Genomic DNA, 18,977 nt, shown 5'->3' with positions numbered 1-18,977 from the left:
AAGGAACCATTGAGTGGAAAATAAACATCGCAAACGGATTTTGATCACAGGAGCAGCAGGCTTCCTTGGTTCCCACCTTTGCGATCGCTTTATTGCCGAAGACTACGATGTTATCGGAATGGATAACCTGATCACTGGAGACCTACAGAATATCGCACATTTATTTAAGCTGGAGAATTTCGACTTTTATCATCACGATGTTTCGAAGTTTGTGCATATTCCGGGGGATTTGGATTATATCCTCCATTTCGCGTCTCCAGCCAGTCCCATTGATTACCTCAAAATCCCGATTCAGACACTCAAAGTCGGCTCCTTAGGGACGCATAATCTCCTTGGCCTAGCAAGGGCAAAACAAGCCCGGATATTAGTAGCATCGACCTCAGAAGTCTATGGCGACCCTTTGGTCTCCCCACAGTCAGAAGATTATTGGGGCAATGTTAACCCTGTCGGTCCCAGAGGGGTATATGATGAAGCCAAAAGATTTCAGGAGGCGATTACGATGGCCTATCATAATGCACATGGACTTGACACACGGATTGTAAGAATATTTAACACCTTTGGTTCCAGAATGCGTCTCAATGACGGGCGGGCGATACCGACATTTATAGCACAAGCAATTCGAGGCGAAGACATTACCCTTTTTGGTGATGGTTCACAGACACGGTCGTTCTGTTATATCGATGATCAAATAGAAGGCATTTATAGGTTGTTGCATTCAGATTGTATACAGCCCATAAACATAGGCAACCCCGACGAAATATCACTATTGCAGTTGGCACAGGAGATCATAGAACTAACCGGTAGCTCAAGCAAGATCAGCCATAGGCCGTTGCCCATAGACGACCCTAAACAACGTAAACCGGATATTGGTCTAGCGAAGGCACAATTGAATTGGCAGCCCGAAATAGACCGAAAATTAGGCTTAGAAAAAACGATAGATTTTTACAGAAAGGTTCCTTTGGAAACTTTATCACATAAAGACTTTACATACTATAATCAAAAATAATGAGCAAAAAAATATTAGTCACAGGCGGAACAGGCTATATTGGTTCTCACACAGTTGTCGAACTACATCAGGCAGGATATATTCCTGTAATCGTTGATGATCTTTCCAATTCAAATATCAAGATATTGGATCAAATAGAAAAAATCATCGGGATTAAACCCGAATTTCATCAATTCGATCTTTGTGATGCCAATAAGGTAAATGAATTTGTAAAAAATAACAGCGATATTTCAGGGATTATTCATTTTGCGGCATCCAAAGCTGTAGGTGAATCCGTTCAAAACCCTTTAAAATACTACCACAATAATTTCTTCTCCCTGATCAACATCTTGGAATCTTATCGGAATAAACCGATTAATTTTGTATTCTCTTCAAGCTGTACAGTTTACGGTGAACCGGACACTCTTCCTGTCACCGAAAGTGCTCCTGTAAAAAAAGCAACTTCACCTTACGGAAATACAAAACAGATCGCCGAAGAGATTCTTGAAGAAACAGCCACTGCATACGATAACTATAACATTATCGCCCTACGTTACTTCAACCCAGTAGGTGCGCATGAGTCTGCATTGATAGGCGAATTGCCAAATGGTGTACCTCAAAATTTACTACCATTCATTACACAGACTGCTATCGGGAAAAGAGAGAAACTAACAGTATTCGGAGACGATTACGACACGCCTGATGGTTCTTGTGTCCGTGATTACATTCATGTGGTCGATTTAGCAAAAGCCCACGTCGCTGCGATCAAATTATTGGAAAAAGGAAACCCTAACGGTAAATATGATGTATTCAATGTAGGAACCGGCAATGGCTATTCAGTACTTGAAGCCATCAAGGCATTTGAGAAAGCTTCTGGTCAAAAATTGAATTATGAAATTGGCCCGCGTCGGGATGGTGATATCATCAAGGTATATGGTGATGTGACCAAATCAGCAGATCAATTGCATTGGAAAGCCGCATTGGGTATCGATGAGATGATGGCCTCCGCATGGGCATGGGAAAAAAATCTGAAAGAAAATCCTCTGGATTAAATAGGAGCTCGTTGAGCGCTACACTTCATATGACCGTCCTGGGAACTGAGACGGTCATATTTTTGGTAATAGTAAATTGGATTATTTGTATCCTTTCTCTTCTTGCAAAAACTATCCCTTGTTTGTAACGAAGCAAGCTTGGATAAAATCGACTTATTTTTGTTAGCAAACCTACACAAAGAACCGCATTAGGTGTTCTCTTCCGCACTGACCGAGAACCGACCCTTCTAAACCGAGAACTCATGCGAGTGCCAAGAAAACCATTCAGATGCGCAAAGGAATATGTGCCGAGACGATTAAATTGCTTCGACCGAGGCAGTATTTGAATGAATAAGCTGAAGGTATTATCCCATAGCAAAGTGAATTCATTGCCCGCCGACCGATTACTATCGTCTAAGGAATAATACACACCAGTACTTTACGACTTTGATTGGGCGACCCTCGAGAACACTGTGATCATCGAAAGAATATCATGAGCCTGGCATTGACTCACTTCCGAAGTCGACACATACACTTCACATGAACAAGTAAATTAACAAATCAACCAATAAGATCTATTAAGTCTCCAAAAGATCAAAGAAGAAGAGCAAGAAATTCGATCAAAGATCCAAGAGACCTATGGAGGGTTCAAAATAGTTGTAGAGAGCCCTATGCATTCACTTGGCCAAAGCAAGAAATATCATCAGCGCAGCAGGTAACTTCATGAAAGGAGAACAGAAGCTCTTCGGTAGTGCTCGCGAACTCTTCCTAAGCGCAAGCGAACACGGACAGCGCCCATGTGTTTTCGATCTGGCTCCAATGGTTTTCGTCGGGGGCCATTTCTATTGATTTCCGTATCTAAAGATACTCCCTCCCCTTTATCAAGCATCTAGCTGATTTTTGGGTAATCCCAAATTCATGCTAAATGATAATTGCAAGTCTTGCAATTTTCCTTGCCATTTCTTGTAAATAACTTAGGGACAAGTTCGCCCCAAGCTCGCAGCCCTCCCGACTTGTAAAAAACATATAGACACAGTGTAAGTACATTAAAAGGTGGACTCAACGTGGACTCACTGTACACTCAATCTGCTTACAATCCAAAGTTGGTAATAACTTGGTCTTAATTTGGTCCCCCGCAAAGGACGCTAACGGCCGAAGGTCACCATTAGACTCGCTCAAGAAAATCTTCCTTTTTATCGATTTAGTTTCCCGTCTTATTCTCTACAAATGAGGAGACTGTCTTTTAGTGACAGTCTCCTCAAAAATAGTTTCTACACAAAGACAATTTTCCAAATTACCTTTGCAAACTGTATTTTACTACTTGTCTGATTATTTATTATAGTTTTAATACAACTTAACAGATGACCTATTACTAGCGGAAACTATCAAATCGTTTAAAATACAATTTATCGAATAGGCTGAATGACCAAATGAGGACGTCCTATAATTTACTTGGTAGACAATATTGTCTAATAAAATTTTTTCATATCTTGTTGAATATTTTTGTATTTCACCCAATGCAGGTTCTTCATACCCAGATTTAAGAAGAATTTGAAGTGAAGACCGAACCTCTTCAATCAGCTTGTCCAAATTATCATCAACGATAAAAACACTTTTACCACTTTCTTTAATCTTATTTTTCATAAGATAGTTATTCAGCCATGAATATAAGTACATGGATACTTCTTCAGTTAAATGATATGTAAAGTTATTACATTCAATGGTTGAAATCTTTTTCATTTTTTCGGTACAACATGATTAATTACTTGCCCATTACTAATATAAACTGACACCAGCGAATCCAGTATGTCTTATCTACCGATCTCTGTATCGTATAATCTAGCCCCGCAATTATATATATTGCTTGGTTTTAATAATTACGGATATTCAAAACCAAATATAATTTTAAATACCTTATTATTTTTTAATGATACACTCATAAAATAAAGCGGAAGTCCACTTTCTCCTATAAGAGGGCTGTCTCGATTAACAATTGTATATGAGAGGACTTTTATGCCATGTTCAGAATATTCCTTATATCTCTTACCTTTCAATTCTATAAGCTGATTTAATTCCATGCCCAATTTCAATCCCGAATCAGATATAAAATCATTATATTGGATCCTAACCCCAACAGAATCAAGCCCCGGTTGATCTCGTAAATATCCTACCTCAAATAAACTAAAATAATTAGCAATATCACCTTCATATTGACTTGCAATAAGGTATTGAGTATTGTCATTGCTTAAAAACACTACTGCTGGATGTGCTCGAATAAAATCTCTTGCAAGTAATTTCTTCGATGTAATATTTCGCACTGAACTCTCATCTAACAATTTTAAACTGTTGACACTTAGATCAGGTTGTGTGTTAATTTTGCTCTCAATTGTATCCCGAATTAAAGTAGTTTCTTTCTCCATTTTTGAATTACTTTTCTCACTACAGCTTAATAAGAAAAATAAATTGAAAAGTAATATCCTATTCATTAACATTCGGTATTTTTTCCCATTTCTACCATCATTATTGGGATTGTTATTGGGCATAACTTTTGTTGAAATCGACCTTTTTACTTGTAGTATATTTTTAATATTATCTCGGGAATTCGTGAAAATAATTTTCTCTCCTGACATTCAGATACATCTTTTAGTTCCTTCATTATTGCCGTCAGGATGTATTCCTAAATCTATATTTTGGCAATTGTGTGTAGTGTGGTTTACCTAGATATGGTATTCAAATGATCCAAAAATTATCACCTTCTAAACAAACTCTTTATCAGAAATATATTCCATCAATATTCCGGCTTGTCCACCAAGTTTCTTTTTCAAACGTTGCATTGATTTTTTGATTGCATCAGGAGTAACGCCCAAAACATTGGCAACCTCTCTATTATTTAAGCCCATTTTCATAAGCACAATCACCCTCAGATTAGATTCGGTAATATCTGAAAATTTAGCCTGAATATCGTGCAATAAGTTTGGAAACTCCCTAGCAAGCAAAAGCTTAAATTCCTGCCATTTCTCATCCGTTATAAGATGGGACTGCAAAAGTGTTTTAAGCTCATCCCGATCTTTGACACTTGTCTCCCCCATTTCATCAAGCATCGAAGAAAGAAGATCTATCTGTTCATTATTACGCTTGAGATATACCATATACTCCTCCAGTTGACTTTTGGAACTCATCAATTCCTTGTCCAGCTCGGCTTTGGTGTACTTGAGATTCAACAACTGATATTCATATTCCCGCATACGCTTACGTGAACGGTATCGAAATGCATTATAGATAAAAAAGAATAGCACCAATACAAACAAACTCAATATCACCCACAATCTCGTTTCAGCACGTTTCTTTTTGATAAGCGCCTGAGCCAATGATAGCTTGTCAGCATATTTTTGCTTGTCAGCCATAAATTTCAGTTGCGACAAAACGGGGTCACCATCCAGAAATCGCAATGAATCCTGAAGTTGTTCAATACGCCGGCGTGCATTTAGTTCTTGCTTCAAGTCACCATTTTGAATAGCAAGATTCAACTTATGTCCTTCCAGCTCCAGTATTGTTTTTTTGTCATCAGCTCCTTCCAATAGATGTTCGGTCTGCTTGATCATTTGACGGACTTCTTGGTTTGCCCCCATAGAAATACACAAATGAATCCGCATCATTAAAGCGAAAATGGTATTTTTATTATTACCCAGAGATTTCGAGATTTCCAGATCTTTATCTAAAAGTGACAATGCTTTTTGATAATCTTTCATTCCCTCATAGATCCGTGCTTGATTGCCCAAGGTTTTGGCATAGCGAAGAGAATCCTTCTCAGAAAGCGCCAGATTTTGGGCAATCTCAAAATTTTTCATCGCCTGCGCCGTATCTCCACCACTTTTTAAAGTCAATAAGCCGAGGTTATCTAAGATCTCGGCTTTCAGTTTTGGAGAGATGCCTTCTTGCCGCTGGCCCAGCTCCAAATACTTAATTCCCGTTCTATAGTCGCCCAAAGTGCCGAAAAAATAGCCAAGCTTTTTGTAAGTATGTGTCAGATCTAACACGAGATCCTTTGGTATATCCTCTAAGCCCTTTTCACCCTCTAATAGTAGAGGAAGTGCCTCCGAAGCTTTTAGACATCTATACAGATAAAAACCATACATCACCTTTACCCACGCTTTGACATTCTGATAATTATACTCCTTTTCCAGATCGAGGGCCTTTAGATAGTATTTGTCACTAAAGCTATTTCTTCCACCTTCGCTATCAAAAGATTGATCCGCTAACAAACAATAATAAATTGCGAGCAATGCATTGTCATTTTTCCGAATGGCCTGGTTGAAATATGGGGTTAGGTATGTGCTCAACGCCGAACTAGAAGTCTGATACTTCTGTGATTCCTGGATAATTGTTTCATAAAAATTCTTCTCTTCCGCCGAAGAATTGGAATCCATCAAATCCATTCCAAAAACAGCACGACCGGGAATTATCGTTATAAAAAATAGTATAATAAAAAATCTCAGCATACCGGCATAGAGGTCGAATTTCTCACTAAAAATAAAAAATAATTTTAATTAAATCAGCATACACTAAAATCAACACACAGATAAAAAGAGAAATACACGGATCCCCTAAAATAAATCATTAAACGGAGATTCCCGAATATCTTAAATATCGCTAGAATGAGGTATCATGCCCATGGGAACTAAAACTATAAATGTGATTTGGTGTAATCGCTTTAGTCAATACAACATCGTGTTCATTTCGATCAGCGATTCGTCCGATTGGATCAAAAAAAGATAATCCTACACGTTGGGTTTCTAACGCACAAAGTGCAAAAAACCGATCATAAAATCCTTTTCCATAACCTACTCGATGACCATCAACATCAAACGCCAATAAAGGAACTAGAATAAAATCGATAACTGATGGGGATACCTCTACTCCTGAAACAGGCTCCGGAATTCCCCATTCATTCGTCTCAAAAACCGTCTGATGATCAAAAATATAGTGCTGCATAGAATAGTCCGAAAAGTTTGAGCGGGATATAACCAAGATGATCTTCGGAAAAAATTCCCTCACATAATTTATGATCGGATAAGTATCGGGTTCATGGTATTTTTGAATCGGAAGAAAAACATGCATATAGCTAACTTTTGTTAGCGCTATTTTTTGAAATTGTAACAGTAATTCATGGTTAAGACTTTCCTCATCCACCTTGGAAAGTTGGCATCTTTTCATCTTAAACTCCTGTCTTAATTCCTTTTTAGATTTCATGCTTAAAGATAATTTTTTTATTCCATCATTCAGATAACACGCATCCAGTAAATGGATTGCTCAATCTTCGATAATAAGATTTTAAATAGGCAGAACCAAGCAAAAAAAAACGGCCTTGTAGCGAGCGCTATCAAGACCGAATAATCAACCTAAACCTAAATTCTTATATTACTTTACGCGTTCGATATAGTTGCCTGTTTGCGTATCGACTCTGACTTTCTCTCCCTGATTAATGAATAAAGGTACCATGATCTCTACTCCTGTTTCTACAGTAGCTTTTTTCAACGCATTTGTAGACGTATCTCCCTTCACTGCTGGCTCCGTATATGTAATTTCCAATTCAACACTTTTAGGTGCTTCTGCCATAATAGGCTCATCACTTTCAAAAGCAATAATGACAGTCATTCCTTCTTTCAGGAAACGCGCTGAATCACCAAATAAAAACTTAGGAATATTGAATTGCTCGTATGTATTATTGTCCATCACGACGAAAAATTCGCCATCTTCATATAGGTATTGGTAGTCACTCGTTTCAACACGCGCAATCTCCACACTCTCATCAACTCTAAAACGATATTCAACTAATTTCCCAGTCTTCACGTTACGCATTCTTGCTTGATAAAAAGCACGCAAATTACCTGGTGTACGGTGTATATATTCTTCTACAGAGACTAACTCTCCATTAAATCTTAAAATATTTCCTGATTTTACCTCTGATGCCTTAGCCATTCTTTGAATTGAACTTTAAACGGTTATCTCATTATTGAGTCGTCAAAAATACAAAAACTAATTGTTTTATTAAAATTTCATTCGCTACTTTTTGAAGTCGACAATAGAAATTGTTTCGTCACAAAATTCGTATTCTTTTTTTTGATTTGAACAGATAATAAACAATCTAAAATCGAGCTTGGTACGCGCTATTAAATTCAGATACCATTCCTCTCCTGCACGATCCAGATTACTTGTTGGTTCGTCCAACAATACTAAATTTGAACTAGAGCAGCATGCCAATACAAGTTTAACCCGTTGGCGCATCCCCGATGAAAAATGCCTTATTTCTTTGTCCAGAGCACTTTCCAACCCTAACAAATTTAAAACAAGCTCTTTATCAAAACCCTGAAGATAACTTTTAAATTGAAAATGAAAATCGAACAGCTCACGCAAGGTAAACTCTTCGATCAATTCTATATATGGTGCAGCGATAGACAGTTGTTGGTAAACCTGATCGATACCAATGATGCTCTCTCCATTCGTATAAACCAATTCACCTTCAGAAGATGACAGGCTGCCAGAAAGAACCTTCAACAAGGTGGATTTTCCAGAACCATTCTGTCCAAGGACAGCATAGCTCTTTCCGGATTCAAAACGATAGTTAATATGCCTGAAAATCCATTCACTGTTATATCTTCGACCAATATCCTTTAATGTTATTTCCAAAGCTATAAAAATCGGTAATGCGATTACATCGCTCTATTGTTGAATCCTTTCATGATACCTCTTCCGGAGTTCCGAATGAAATCCAAAATTTCATCACGGATCTCTGTTGCCTGATATTCAGCTTCAATAATTTCTATTGCTTTAGCTAAATTTCGGTTCTGAACAAATAGAATACGGTAAAGGTTTTGAATTTCAGCTATCTGCTCTTCCGAAAAACCTCTTCTCCGCAATCCTACAGAATTAATTCCGGCATATGAAATAGGCTCACGGGCTGCTTTTACAAACGGTGGAATATCTTTACGTACCAAAGAACCTCCTGTGACGAATGCATGCGAACCAATTTTCACAAATTGATGTACTGCAACCATTCCTGCTAAAACAACATAATCCCCGACTGTGATATGTCCCGCAAGGGTACTGTTATTCGAAAAAACACAATTATCTCCCACTTCACAATCGTGTGCGACGTGGCTGTAAGCTTGAATCAAACAGTTTTTACCGATGACAGTTTTATAACGGTCCTTCGTTCCTCTATTGATTGTTACACATTCACGAATCGTTGTATTATCTCCAATTTCTGCTGTTGTAATCTCGCCATCAAATTTTAAGTCTTGAGGTTCACCAGAAATCACGGCACCGGGATATATCTTACAGTTCTTTCCAATTCGAGCTCCATCCATAATGGTCACATTTGAACCAATCCAAGTACCTTCTCCAATGACAACGTCCTTGTAAATGGTTACAAATGGTTCAATGACCACATTTTTAGCAATCTTTGCTTCTGGATGAATATAAGCTAATGGCTGTATCATCTATACTTCTTTAGTTGTTATTTACTCTTACGATCTGTGCCATAAGTTCTGCCTCACAGACTATTTTCTCTCCCACCATGGCCACACCTTTCATTTTAGCGATACCTCTCCGGATCGGTTCCATGAGATCACATCTAAAAATAACACAATCCCCTGGGGTTACTTGTGCTTTAAAACGTGCATTTTCAATTTTGAGAAATAATGTTAGCCAGTTTTCAGGATCTGGAACAGTCTTTAGAACCAAGATACCACCAGTCTGCGCCATTGCCTCAACTTGCAATACCCCCGGAAATAATGGAGCTCCAGGAAAATGTCCCATAAATAAGTCTTCATTCATGGTTACATTCTTTAAACCCACAACATGTGTCTCAGTTAATTCTAAAATCTTATCGACCATGAGCATTGGCTGACGATGCGGAAGGATTTTCATAATCTCCACAGTATCATACAACGCGGGCATATTTGGATCGTAAACTTTTATTTTTTTACGTGTTTTATCTTTCTTAATCTGCTCTTTGATTTTCTTTGCAAAGGCAACATTTGCAGCATGTCCCGGACGAGCAGCCATAATATGGCCTTTCAGAGGTCTACCTACAAGTGCCAAATCACCAACCATATCCAGCAGTTTATGTCGGGCTGGCTCGTTCTGATGACGCAACTGAATATTATTCAGAATACCTTCTTTTGCAACGGCAACTGTATCGTTATGAAAAAGATGCGCAAGTTTCTGCAATTCCTCAGGAGAAGTTTCTTTATCAACAATAACAATTGCATTGCTTAGATCTCCTCCCTTGATGAGTCCGTGGTCAACTAACATCTCCAATTCGTGTAGAAAACAAAACGTACGTGAAGAAGCTATTTCTGCTTTAAAATCTTCAATAGAAGTAATAGCAGCATGTTGACTACCCAAAACAGGTGAATTGAAATCAATCATACAAGTCAAACGATAATCATCCATGGGCATTCCTAGGATCTCAACTTTACGTTCTGGCTCTGCATAATGAATATTACTGGAGATCTCATAATAATCTCTGTCCGCATCTTGTTCTTCAAACCCCGCTTCTTCCAGCAATTTTACAAAAATTGCTGAACTCCCATCCAATATTGGAATCTCAGGACCATCAATATCAATCAGAACATTGTCGATTTGAAGACCAATTAATGATGCCATTAAATGTTCGATTGTACTGACACTTGCTCCATTTTGAGAAATAGTGGTTCCTCTGGAAGTGTCTGTAACATTATCTGCATCAACCAAAACCTCAGGTTGACCATCTAAATCTACACGTCTGAACTTAAACCAGTGATTTTCCGGAGCTGGTTTGATCGTCATCGATACAATTTTTCCTGTATGAAGACCTACCCCCGAAATTTCAACCTCGTTTTTGATGGTTCTCTGTTTCACATTCATTTCTAATAACATATTTTTAAATCAAAACTTCTTTTGACAAAACCATCATGAGATTATAATATTTATATCGAAATAGCAGCAAGCTGGACTGCTCATGATAGCTTCATTACAATTAAATAACGGTTTATTTCAATGAAAAAAGATTATTTTAACTTTGATTCTATTAATTTTTCTAGCTCTTGGATGCGTTTCTCTAGCTCAGGAAGGCGCGCAAATATAACATTTGAGCGTAACTGAGGCTGGTACGGCATCACCGGTGTGCCACCCCATTTTTTTCCTTCGTCTTTAATTGACCGATTAACACCCGATTGAGCTTGTATTTGGGAGCCTTTAGCTACGACAATATGGCCTACGACACCAACCTGTCCTCCTAACACCACGCGCTCTCCAATTTTTGAGCTTCCAGAAATACCTGTCTGCGCAGCAATTACTGTATTTTTACCAATATCAACGTTATGTGCAATTTGAATCAAATTATCCAATTTGACACCATCACGCACAATAGTCGCTCCCATCGTAGCTCTATCGATCACAGTATTTGCGCCAATCTCGACATTGTCCTCTATTTGAACATAACCTATTTGTGGAACCTTCTTATAAGAACCGTCTTCTTGAGGGGCAAAACCGAAACCATCAGAGCCAATAACGACACCTGAATGAACAACAACGTTCTTACCTACCTTGCAATCATGGTAAATCTTTACTCCTGGATAAAGGGTCGTATTATCATCAATCGTAACTTTATCCCCTATAAAAACCTGTGGATAAATCTTCACATTATCGCCGATCGTAACTCCTTTACCAATATACGCAAACGCTCCAATGTACCCCCCAGCTCCTATCGTTGCCTCAGGGTGTATAAAACAAGGTTCTTCACGTCCATTTTTGTCAAGACGAAACTCATTATACATATTCAATATGGTAGAGAAGGCCGCATAGGCATTCTTAACACGAATAATCGTCAGTGTGGGTTTAGTCGCCTGCATCAATTGCAAATCTTCATTCACAATGACTATTGATGCATCAGTAGTATAAATAAAATGCTCGTATTTTGGATTTGACAAAAAAGAAAGATCGCCTTTTTTACCTTCCTCAATTTTGGCAAGGTTACCTACAGTAACTTCAGGATTCCCTTCAATCCTTCCTTCTAATAATGTCCCTATTTGTTGAGCAGTAAATTGCATGGTACAAATCTATGTTTTTTTATTAAAAAATAACTATCCGATGGAAGGAATTGCAATATATCCTACCTCTTTCGGATAACATAATGCATATTTGGACACATTTTTTGACAATGCTTCTAAATTTCCAAGATCCGACGCTTCAGTAATATCAATAAGCTCTCCCGACTTCAATAATATCTTGATTTGATCATTGGAAGGGTTATATGCGCGATTATGAATTTCCTGTGTAAACACATAATAATGAATATCCTCTTCCTTTACACCCAAGGACTCCTTTACTTTGGTTTTTACCAGTTCGATATAATCTGGGGAAAAGGGTTTATTGCTCATAACTGAACGATACAGGTCTCTTTTCATTATTCGCTGACACATTTTACTCAAAATCTTGTCCTCATGCAACTCCCATGTTTTTATCGCTGACATAATATCCGTATCATCTAAACGAGTAAACCAGTCCAAATGCAACGGGTCAGCCATAAAATTTGTTCGGTCAATCTCCTGACTCAAAAACCAATGGAATGCTGGGGTAGAAAAGAGTGCTACTCCAGATGCCGTTAAATATTTTGCTCTTTGTAAAATTTTAATCAATAATTGCTCCGCCCCTATAACTGTTTTATGTAAATACACTTGCCAATACATCAGTCTCCGCGCAATAATAAATTTTTCCACAGAATAAAGCCCTTTGTATTCAACTACAATCTCGTCATTGACTACATTCAACATCTTAATAATGCGGTCAAATGAAATTACTCCTTCAGAAACGCCAGTAAAAAAGCTGTCTCTATTCAGATAATCCATCCGGTCTACATCCAATTGGCTGGAGACAAGCTGATGGAGAAATTTTCGAGTGTATTTATTATTAAAGATATCAATCGCGATACTTAATCTCCCACCCAAATCCTGGTTCATCCGATCCATCAACAAAGAGGAAAGCAATTCATGCGAAACGCCTGCAATCAAACTATGTTCCAATGAATGGGAAAAGGGACCGTGACCAATATCGTGAAGCAAAATTGCGGCTAAGACAGCTTCTTCTTCCTTTTCAGAGATCTCTACCCCTTTACTCCGAAGCGTCTCCAGCGCCATCGACATCAGATGCATCGCGCCTATAGCATGCTGAAATCGTGTGTGTAACGCCCCTGGGTACACCAAATGAGTCATACTCACCTGTTTAACATAACGAAGTCGCTGAAAATAGGGATGTTGTACAAGGTCAAAGACCAACCCCGTAGGAATGGCAACAAACCCGTATACAGGATCATTGATGATTTTATTTTTATTCAATGCGGCGATAAATTAATGCTACTTTTCAACATATTAAATAGAAAACCCACTTATGTAAAACACAAACTTATGGTTATCACTAATATAAACTTAAAACAAAGATAGTTAGTTCATCGTTAAGAAATGTTAAAAATAAATCTAAAGCACGATATTTGCTTATGTTAGCACGATATTGAAATCCATTCAATGACCGAGGTATTTTCTTTTGTTACAATTTGAGTAACATATCAACCTCTCTTATAGTAGACATATATAACAAGATGCAAAAAACACATATTCTCTGGGCTGATGACGAAATTGACTTTCTAAAACCTCATATTTTGTTTTTAGAAAGTAAGGGGTATAAAGTTGACACAGTCAACAATGGAAATGATGCGGTTGAAGCCTTTAAAAATGGTTTTTTTCACTTAATATTTCTGGATGAAAACATGCCAGGGCTAACTGGGCTCGAAACACTCGCGATCATCAAATCCATTAATCCTACAGTTCCTATCGTACTCGTCACCAAAAATGAAGAGGAACATGTCATGGAAGATGCCATCGGATCTAAAATAGATGACTATTTAATCAAACCTGTAAATCCCAAGCAGATTTTGATGACAATAAAAAAACTCACTGAGAATAAACGTATTGTCAATGAGAAAACTTCCATGGCCTACCAGCAAGATTTCCGCAATTTAGGTATGATATTAAATGACGATCTGGATTTTAATCAATGGTCAGAAGTATATAAAAAACTTGTTTACTGGGAATTATCACTTGAAAAACTCGATGACAACAACATGCATGAAATCCTGACCATGCAAAAGTCAGAAGCAAACATGCAATTTTCAAAGTTTGTAGAAAATAACTATATCAATTGGATCAATCGTCCAGAAAATGCACCTATTTTATCCCATCAGTTGTTTAAAAAGAAAGTATTTCCGGTACTTGAGGATGAAATCTCGACCTTCTTCGTCCTGATAGACAATTTGCGTTTTGATCAATGGAAAATCATCAACGAGGTGATTACTGATTATTTTAGACTGGAAGAAGAGATCAACTATTTCAGCATCCTCCCAACAGCAACTCAATATGCCAGGAATGCCATCTTCAGCGGCTTAACACCATTGGAAATGGAAAAACGGTTTCCGAAGTTATGGCAAAATGACGAGGATGAAGGTGGCAAGAACTTATACGAAGACAAATTTCTAGATGATCAGGTCAAAAGATTATATCGTAAACCGATAAAACATTCTTACACTAAAGTTTTAACACTTGAACAAGGCAAGGACGTTTTAGATAATTTAGGAAACTTGATGCATAATCAGCTCAATGTCCTGGTCTACAACTTCGTTGATATGCTATCCCATGCACGAACGGACAGCTCCATGATCCGTGAACTGGCGAATGATGAAGCAGCTTATCGCTCGCTTACCTTATCCTGGTTTGAGCACTCACCTCTTTTAGAGACTCTTAAATGGCTTTCACAGAAAAAAGTACGTGTTATTATCACAACGGACCATGGGACGATTCGGGTAAAAAAACCGAGCAAAATCGTTGGAGATAGAAATACAAATACGAACCTCCGCTATAAACAAGGGAAAAATCTAAACTACATTGAAAAAGATGTATTTACGATAAAGAATCCCCATGATGCACAGTTACCCAAACTTCATGTTAGCTCAACCTATGTATTCGCCAAAGAGGATTCCTACTTTGTTTATCCAAACAATTACAATCAATTTGTTAATTACTTTAACGGAACATTCCAACATGGAGGAATATCATTGGAAGAAATGATCATCCCCTTTGCGACATACTTGCCGAAATAGTAATTTTGCAACATGGAAATTATCGTAAATACAACGGCAGATCTTTCTGTTGCAGCCCAAACTCTTTTGAACAGGTTTCCAAAGGATCGAATTTTTCTGTTATATGGCCCAATGGGGGCAGGAAAAACAACCTTTATAAAATATTTGTGTGAACAATTAGGTGTAAAAGATAGCACGTCGAGTCCTACCTTCTCGATTGTTAATGAATATGATTCTGATAACGGGCCAATCTATCATTTTGATTTTTATCGGATTAAAGATGAACAGGAGGCATTTGACTTTGGTTACGAGGAATATTTTTATTCGGGAGCATACTGTTTTATTGAGTGGCCTGAAAAAATACCAAATTTGCTGCCCGAAGAAGCAAAAGAAATAAATATCAGCATCATTGACGCTGCTACCCGAAAAATATCTATCCGTTAATCTATCTTTTATCATATTCCATTATGGCTCATTCATCATCTTGTCAATATATTCCTTCAGATATCCACGTACCAGGGTTAGCAGCTATTCACGCTGAACATTTAAGTTTCTCATTTCATGAAAACAATGTACAGTTTGCTGTTGAAAATGCTTCTTTTGATATTGAAGGGGGAAAAATAACAGCTATAATCGGTGAGTCAGGAAGTGGAAAAAGTACCCTACTTAAATTAATATATGGCTTGTTAGAGCCTACAGACGGTGTCGTACGGTATAAAGGCTGGCAAGTTCCCACACGCAAAGACAAGCTAATACCCGGGCATGATGCCATGAAACTCGTTTCGCAAGGATTCGACGATTTAAATACCTATGCGAATGTATGGGATAATGTTGCTTCACAGTTACCTAATACGGATATCAAACGTAAACAGGATAAGACCGCAGAGATTTTACAACGCTTACGTATAGATCATTTGGCAAAAAAACGAGTTGCAGATATCAGTGGCGGAGAAAAACAGCGTGTTGCCATCTGCCGCGCATTGATCAATGAACCTGAAGTATTGTTAATGGATGAACCGTTTAATCAAGTTGACGCATCTTTTCGAGACACCTTGCAACAGGACATCAAAGATATTGTGAAGGAAACAGGTCTTACGATAATTTTGGTTTCGCATGATCCCACTGAGGTACTCGCTCTGGCGGACAACCTTATTGTCATGAAATCAGGGAAAATATTAGATCAAAATAATCCACATCTATTGTATAGCCAACCTTCACACCCTTATACAGCACAATTGTTGGCAAAAAGTAATATCCTAAATCCCCAACAAGCAGAAAATTTAGGCATAACAAGCGAAAAGCCTATTGCAATTCATCAAGAATGGATCTCTATTACGCTCGCCGAAGAATCACCTTTCTTTGTAAAAGACACTAAATTTAGAGGCTTCTATTATGAAATCGTTGTTTCAAATAATGTGGTTGACCTGCATTGCACAACCATTTCACAGCTAATCCCTCAGAAAAATCAAGCAGTTGAATTAACAATTTCCAATTGGATTCCTTTCGATTAATTCAAGGTGGATACCCAGGATAGAAATGAATCAAACCATTTTTTTTCTGAAGTTTTGTTGATCAATCCAAAGCCGTGGCCACCTTGTTCAAACACATAGAGCGTATTGGGGACATGCACCTTATCCAATGCTGCCATCATTCGGTAGCTGTTTTCAATCGGAACAGATTTGTCATCTTTGGCATGCACAAAAAAAACAGGACAGACCTCCGGAGAAACCTGTAAATCTGAAGAGAATAAGTGAACAAGTTCTTCGGGTGGATTTTCTCCAATCAGATTGATTTTAGAACCTTTATGCGTCACATCATTCTGCATAGAAATAACTGGATATATTAGTCCTGCAAAGTCCGGTCGAAGTGACACATGTGACGGATTGGAAATATATTCTTTCTTAAATTTTGTCACCAAGGTTGATGCCAAATGCCCTCCCGCCGAAAAGCCTATAACACCAACTTTTTTTATTTGTGGGTTGGAAGCGCGAATCAATTGGACTGCCCGCTGAGCATCTTGAAGCGGCCCAATACTCTTATCCCGCATGATATTGGGTGAAGGTAATCTATATTGTAATACATAAGCCGAATATCCATTTCTTACGAGTTCATTAGCGACTGCATGCCCTTCATGATCCATTGCAATATGTGCGTATCCACCCCCAGGGATCACAAGTACGGCAATATTTTTGGCCGCACTTTCAGCTGGAGTATAAACAAATAATTTGGGTATATTTTTTTCTAAAAGAACCTGATCTTTATCAGTTACATTCGGAATAGTATCCGGGTAAAGATTTATAACTTCCTGAGCCTTTGCAGGCGAAACCAAAGAGCATAAGATCATAAGAATTTTTTTCATTTGTATTATTAATATGAGGTGTCGGTTACAGTGAAGAAACTACCAATAAGTCCAAATCTTTTGCCGTCATATTAAATCGGGAAGCCATATCGGCATTGGTTAGATTACCTTGGTACAGATAGATTGAACTCCTTATCCCCGGGCTTTTCCAAATTGCATTTTTCAATCCGCCCAACTCGGCGAAGTCCAACAAGATGGAGGTGAAAATATTACTCATTGCATAGGTTGCTGTACGAGCGACCCGAGAAGCGATATTGGGAACACAATAGTGAATGACATCAAATTTCCGAAAAACAGGTTTATCATGTGACGTTACTTCCGATGTCTCAAAATTCCCACCTTGATCGATACTGACATCTATTACAACCGAGTTCGGTTTCATCTTTGAAACCGTTTCTTCAGAAATCACACAAGCAGAGCGGCCATTGCGCGCGCGCAATGCACCAATAACGACATCTGAACTTATTACTGCTTTATTGAGAATAATTGGTTGAATAACCGAAGTGAATACAAGACTGCCAAGGTTGTTTTGTAAACGGCGGAGTTTATAAATTGAATTGTCAAATACTTTTACCTGTGCACCCAGCGCCAAGGCTGTTCGTGCAGCCTGTTCCCCGACTGTCCCTGCGCCAATAATAACGACCTCTGTAGAAGCTACTCCTGTAACACCACCTAGCATAAGTCCCTTTCCACCAAAAGCATTACTTAAATATTCTCCAGCGATCAAAGTCGCCGTCGCCCCGACAATTTCGCTCATCGCCCGCACCACAGCTAAACACCCCCCTTCATCCCGCAGATATTCATAAGAGATCGCGGTAATCTTCTTATGCATCAGCGCCTTTAACACCTCAACATTCATTAAGGAAGGCTGTTGGGAAGACAAGAGTAATTGCCTTTCTTTCATCAATTTAACCTCCGAGACGGTAGGACTACCAACTTTAATAATCAAATCTGCTTGATATATTTCTTCTCTGGATGACACGATCCGAGCTCCTTGTTCACTATAATGGTGATCCAAAAAATTTGCTCCGGCTCCGGCTCCAGTCTCAATCAATACCTCATGCCCATTTTCGACAAGTAATGCTACCGCCAAGGGTGTCAGACATATACGCTTTTCCTGAAGTGAGGTCTCCTTTGGGATCCCAATAAAAAGACTTTTTCCATTCTTTTTCTTCTCAAAAAGCATTTCTTTCGGAGAAATCATGGCCTGACTCGCAAGCTTCCCTAACTCATTCATTTTATTAAATTGACTTTAGTTAAAATTACAATAAATAATCAATCTAATCAAACGAAGATAAAATTGGCAAACTGCTCACATCCTTAGTTGATGATCTACAAGCTACATAGCGCTCCCATCAACGCCCTGTAGCCATTAAATAGCGCAAAAGATTAATCCAAACAAAGACCATGGGAATGAAACAAAATTATCTA

At 38.2% G+C, this 18,977-nt stretch carries 17 protein-coding genes; 5 read left to right on the top strand and 12 right to left on the bottom strand.

The window, feature by feature from the left end:
• The first annotated feature begins 13 nt into the window (after window positions 1-13).
• Together M2408_RS22025 and galE are read left to right on the top strand one after the other, a co-directional pair.
• Entirely contained in the window at window positions 14-1,006 is a 993-nt protein-coding gene (locus M2408_RS22025; protein ID WP_259186673.1) for a UDP-glucuronic acid decarboxylase family protein, read from the top strand.
• Entirely contained in the window at window positions 1,006-2,037 is a 1,032-nt protein-coding gene (gene galE, locus M2408_RS22020) for a UDP-glucose 4-epimerase GalE (protein ID WP_259186672.1), read from the top strand. The genes M2408_RS22025 and galE overlap by 1 nt, the downstream gene beginning before the upstream one ends.
• 700 nt (window positions 2,038-2,737) lie before the next feature.
• Here the strand turns inward: galE and M2408_RS22015 are convergent.
• From M2408_RS22015 to M2408_RS21970, 10 genes are all read right to left on the bottom strand, one after another.
• Window positions 2,738-2,905 carry a hypothetical protein gene (locus tag M2408_RS22015; RefSeq protein WP_259186671.1) on the bottom strand — a complete coding sequence of 56 codons (168 nt, stop codon included), beginning with the start codon at window positions 2,903-2,905 and terminating at the stop codon, window positions 2,738-2,740.
• Between the two features lie 988 nt (window positions 2,906-3,893).
• Complete coding sequence (locus M2408_RS22010) at window positions 3,894-4,646, bottom strand: hypothetical protein (protein WP_259186669.1); 753 nt, start codon at window positions 4,644-4,646, stop codon at window positions 3,894-3,896.
• A gap of 126 nt (window positions 4,647-4,772) precedes the next feature.
• Window positions 4,773-6,515, bottom strand: a complete 1,743-nt coding sequence (locus M2408_RS22005) for a tetratricopeptide repeat protein (RefSeq protein ID WP_259186668.1) — start codon at window positions 6,513-6,515, stop codon at window positions 4,773-4,775.
• Window positions 6,516-6,666: 151 nt separating this feature from the next.
• The gene (locus M2408_RS22000) at window positions 6,667-7,266 is read right to left on the bottom strand and encodes a 5-formyltetrahydrofolate cyclo-ligase (RefSeq protein ID WP_259186667.1); all 600 of its coding nucleotides are present in this window, start codon (window positions 7,264-7,266) and stop codon (window positions 6,667-6,669) included.
• Between the two features lie 168 nt (window positions 7,267-7,434).
• Window positions 7,435-7,995 (bottom strand): elongation factor P, encoded by a 561-nt coding sequence (efp, locus tag M2408_RS21995; RefSeq protein WP_120261848.1) that lies wholly within the window; start codon window positions 7,993-7,995, stop codon window positions 7,435-7,437.
• Between the two features lie 84 nt (window positions 7,996-8,079).
• Window positions 8,080-8,703, bottom strand: coding sequence for an ATP-binding cassette domain-containing protein (locus M2408_RS21990; protein ID WP_259186662.1), 624 nt, complete (start codon window positions 8,701-8,703; stop codon window positions 8,080-8,082).
• Between the two features lie 23 nt (window positions 8,704-8,726).
• On the bottom strand, window positions 8,727-9,515 hold the full coding sequence (gene lpxA / locus M2408_RS21985; RefSeq protein ID WP_075990789.1) for an acyl-ACP--UDP-N-acetylglucosamine O-acyltransferase: 789 nt from the start codon (window positions 9,513-9,515) through the stop codon (window positions 8,727-8,729).
• A 10-nt stretch (window positions 9,516-9,525) separates the two neighbouring features.
• Window positions 9,526-10,926, bottom strand: a complete 1,401-nt coding sequence (locus M2408_RS21980; protein WP_259186648.1) for a bifunctional UDP-3-O-[3-hydroxymyristoyl] N-acetylglucosamine deacetylase/3-hydroxyacyl-ACP dehydratase — start codon at window positions 10,924-10,926, stop codon at window positions 9,526-9,528.
• A gap of 143 nt (window positions 10,927-11,069) precedes the next feature.
• Entirely contained in the window at window positions 11,070-12,110 is a 1,041-nt protein-coding gene (gene lpxD / locus M2408_RS21975) for a UDP-3-O-(3-hydroxymyristoyl)glucosamine N-acyltransferase (RefSeq protein WP_259186647.1), read from the bottom strand.
• 33 nt (window positions 12,111-12,143) lie between these two features.
• Complete coding sequence (locus tag M2408_RS21970; protein ID WP_259186646.1) at window positions 12,144-13,394, bottom strand: HD domain-containing protein; 1,251 nt, start codon at window positions 13,392-13,394, stop codon at window positions 12,144-12,146.
• Window positions 13,395-13,654: 260 nt separating this feature from the next.
• Here M2408_RS21970 and M2408_RS21965 point away from each other — a divergent pair, with 260 nt between their 5' ends.
• From M2408_RS21965 to M2408_RS21955, 3 genes are read left to right on the top strand one after another with little or no spacing between them, the layout of a single operon-like run.
• Window positions 13,655-15,208 (top strand): bifunctional response regulator/alkaline phosphatase family protein, encoded by a 1,554-nt coding sequence (locus tag M2408_RS21965; protein WP_120261853.1) that lies wholly within the window; start codon window positions 13,655-13,657, stop codon window positions 15,206-15,208.
• Between the two features lie 12 nt (window positions 15,209-15,220).
• The gene (tsaE, locus tag M2408_RS21960; protein WP_259186644.1) at window positions 15,221-15,631 is read left to right on the top strand and encodes a tRNA (adenosine(37)-N6)-threonylcarbamoyltransferase complex ATPase subunit type 1 TsaE; all 411 of its coding nucleotides are present in this window, start codon (window positions 15,221-15,223) and stop codon (window positions 15,629-15,631) included.
• Window positions 15,632-15,654: 23 nt separating this feature from the next.
• Window positions 15,655-16,698, top strand: a complete 1,044-nt coding sequence (locus tag M2408_RS21955; RefSeq protein ID WP_259186642.1) for an ABC transporter ATP-binding protein — start codon at window positions 15,655-15,657, stop codon at window positions 16,696-16,698.
• Here the strand turns inward: M2408_RS21955 and M2408_RS21950 are convergent.
• Complete coding sequence (locus M2408_RS21950) at window positions 16,695-17,546, bottom strand: alpha/beta hydrolase (protein ID WP_259186639.1); 852 nt, start codon at window positions 17,544-17,546, stop codon at window positions 16,695-16,697. The two genes, M2408_RS21955 and M2408_RS21950, sit on opposite strands and share 4 nt — an antisense overlap.
• A 25-nt stretch (window positions 17,547-17,571) precedes the next feature.
• Window positions 17,572-18,783: an alanine dehydrogenase gene (locus M2408_RS21945; RefSeq protein WP_259186638.1), complete on the bottom strand. Its 1,212-nt coding sequence runs from the start codon at window positions 18,781-18,783 to the stop codon at window positions 17,572-17,574.
• Between the last annotated feature and the right edge of the window lie 194 nt (window positions 18,784-18,977).

This window comes from Sphingobacterium sp. BIGb0165 (assembly GCF_024810095.1).
GTDB lineage: Bacteria > Bacteroidota > Bacteroidia > Sphingobacteriales > Sphingobacteriaceae > Sphingobacterium > Sphingobacterium detergens.
The sequence above is the reverse complement of the archived record's forward strand: the minus strand, read 5'-3'. Positions and strand labels throughout refer to the sequence as shown.